We start from the raw sequence: 1,966 nt of genomic DNA on the forward strand, positions 1-1,966 counted from the left end.
TTCCACTAAAATTGAAATCCTTTTTTTATGTATCAAATGTACAACAAACAATGCTAGAATTGAACCCCAATTCTGATGCCAAACTCATGCGAACTGCCTGTGTCTTCACTCTTTGCTTTTGGGCTATCAGCGGTTTTCCAGTCTATGATGTAGTATTTGCGCTTTCAATAATCTACTTCACCAACTTCCACAACAGCATATATATCTACTTAGAGAAGTTAGATAGCAAAATGTGAAGTAATTGTAAAATTTATGCTCTAGATAAAAAATGCCTTCTTTTTTGACAATATATTTTATCACTTTTCATTTTGCTTTATTATTGTTTTATTCCAAAAACTTTAAATTTTCATTAATTTTTTTAATTTTTAAATTTGCATCGTTTAAGCGCGCTTTAATTTTTTCAATTTCTGATTCCGGAGCGCTTTTTATAAAATTTTCGTTCTGCATTTTTAACGTTGTTCTCTCTGCTTCCTGTTTTGCGAGATTAATCTCTTTTGTAAGCCTTGCTTTTTCTTTCTCAATATCAATAAGACCTTCTAAAAGTAAAAATATTTCAAATCCGACTACAACGATTACGGCAGAATTTTTAGATCTTGCAATGTTTTTACCAAATTGTATCGAACTTATTTTTGCAAGCTGCCTTATGTAACTTTCGTTTTCATTTATTGTTTGTTCTTTACTTTCGTCTAATATGTTAAACAAAGCTTCTATTTGAACCGCAGGAGAAATATTCATTTCGCTTCTTAGAGTTCTAATTTTTACAATTATGTCTTGGATGTTTTTCATTTTCTCAAGTATGGATTCCCGATTAAGACGTTCGGGAATGGCAGAATGAGATGCAGCAGATTCTTGATTAATGTATTTGGGAATAACAGCTAGGAAGCTCTCTGCTATTATTTTTGCATTTTCATCATCTTTGTTTAAAATCTCCCATATCTCCGACGTTATAAACGGCATTATTGGAGACAATAGCTGTAATGTTGATTTAAGTATATGTACAAGAATTGAAAGAACTTGTTTCTTTACATTTCTGTCTGCCGACATCATACGTATTTTTGAAAGTTCTATATACCAATCACAATATTTTGTCCAGAAGAAATCATAAATTTCTCGCGAAGCGATATCTATGTTATAAGACTCATAAGCTGTTTTAACTTTTGAAGCAGTGTTGGCAAATTCAGATATAATCCACTCGTCAGCAAGCTCGGAAGGACATATATTATCATCAAGCTTGCCCATACCTTCCAAATTCATTATTATAAATCTCGATGCGTTCCATATTTTATTTGCAAAATTTCTTGTCGCTAAAAAAGATTCTTCCAAAATTTGCATATCTCTTCCCGGAGCTGCAGCCTGAGCCAGCGCAAACCTCAACGCATCTGCGCCATATTTTTCCATTATTTCGCGCGGATCAACGACATTTCCAAGTGATTTTGACATTTTTTTACCGTGTTTATCTCTTATTATCCCGTGAATAAACACATCATTATAAGGAACATCTTTCATAAATTCTAAACCAAACTGCGCCATTCTTGCAACCCACAGATATATAATTTCATGTCCGGTTGCCAAAACTGACGTAGGATAAAAATATTTTAAATCTTCGTTGTTTTCATCTTCGCCCCAATTAAAAACACTTATAGGCCATAAAGCTGAAGAAAACCAAGTATCTAAAACGTCTTCATCTTGAACAAAGTTTTTGCCTTTACAACACGGACATTTCTCCGGTTTTTCAAAAGAAGCAATCGGTTTGCAACTTGTTTTATTTCCTTGTTCATTAACGCAGTAATAAACAGGTATTCTATGTCCCCACCATATTTGGCGACTTATGCACCAGTCTCTTAAATTTTCAAGCCACAAAACGTAAGGTTTTTTCCACGATTGCGGATGAAAAACTGTCCTATCGTCATTTGTGGCATCAACTACCTTTTTAGACATTTCGCCAACATTTAAAAACCACTGTTCG

Annotated in this window: 2 protein-coding genes; one reads left to right on the top strand and one right to left on the bottom strand. The window is 33.6% G+C overall.

Annotated elements, in window-relative coordinates; all coding sequences use genetic code 11:
* Nucleotides 1–236, top strand: a 236-nt coding sequence (locus LE180_RS06655; RefSeq protein WP_374134670.1) for a hypothetical protein, incomplete at its 5' end; no start/stop codon positions are given.
* Between the two features lie 88 nt (nucleotides 237–324).
* On the opposite strand, the gene LE180_RS06660 is transcribed toward LE180_RS06655, so the two are convergent.
* The coding region (locus LE180_RS06660; protein WP_374134671.1) for a class I tRNA ligase family protein at nucleotides 325–1,966 on the bottom strand (1,642 nt) is incomplete at its 5' end.

The sequence above is a fragment of the Candidatus Endomicrobiellum pyrsonymphae genome, from assembly GCF_020328025.1.
In the GTDB taxonomy this organism is placed as follows: Bacteria; Elusimicrobiota; Endomicrobiia; order Endomicrobiales; family Endomicrobiaceae; genus Endomicrobiellum; species Endomicrobiellum pyrsonymphae.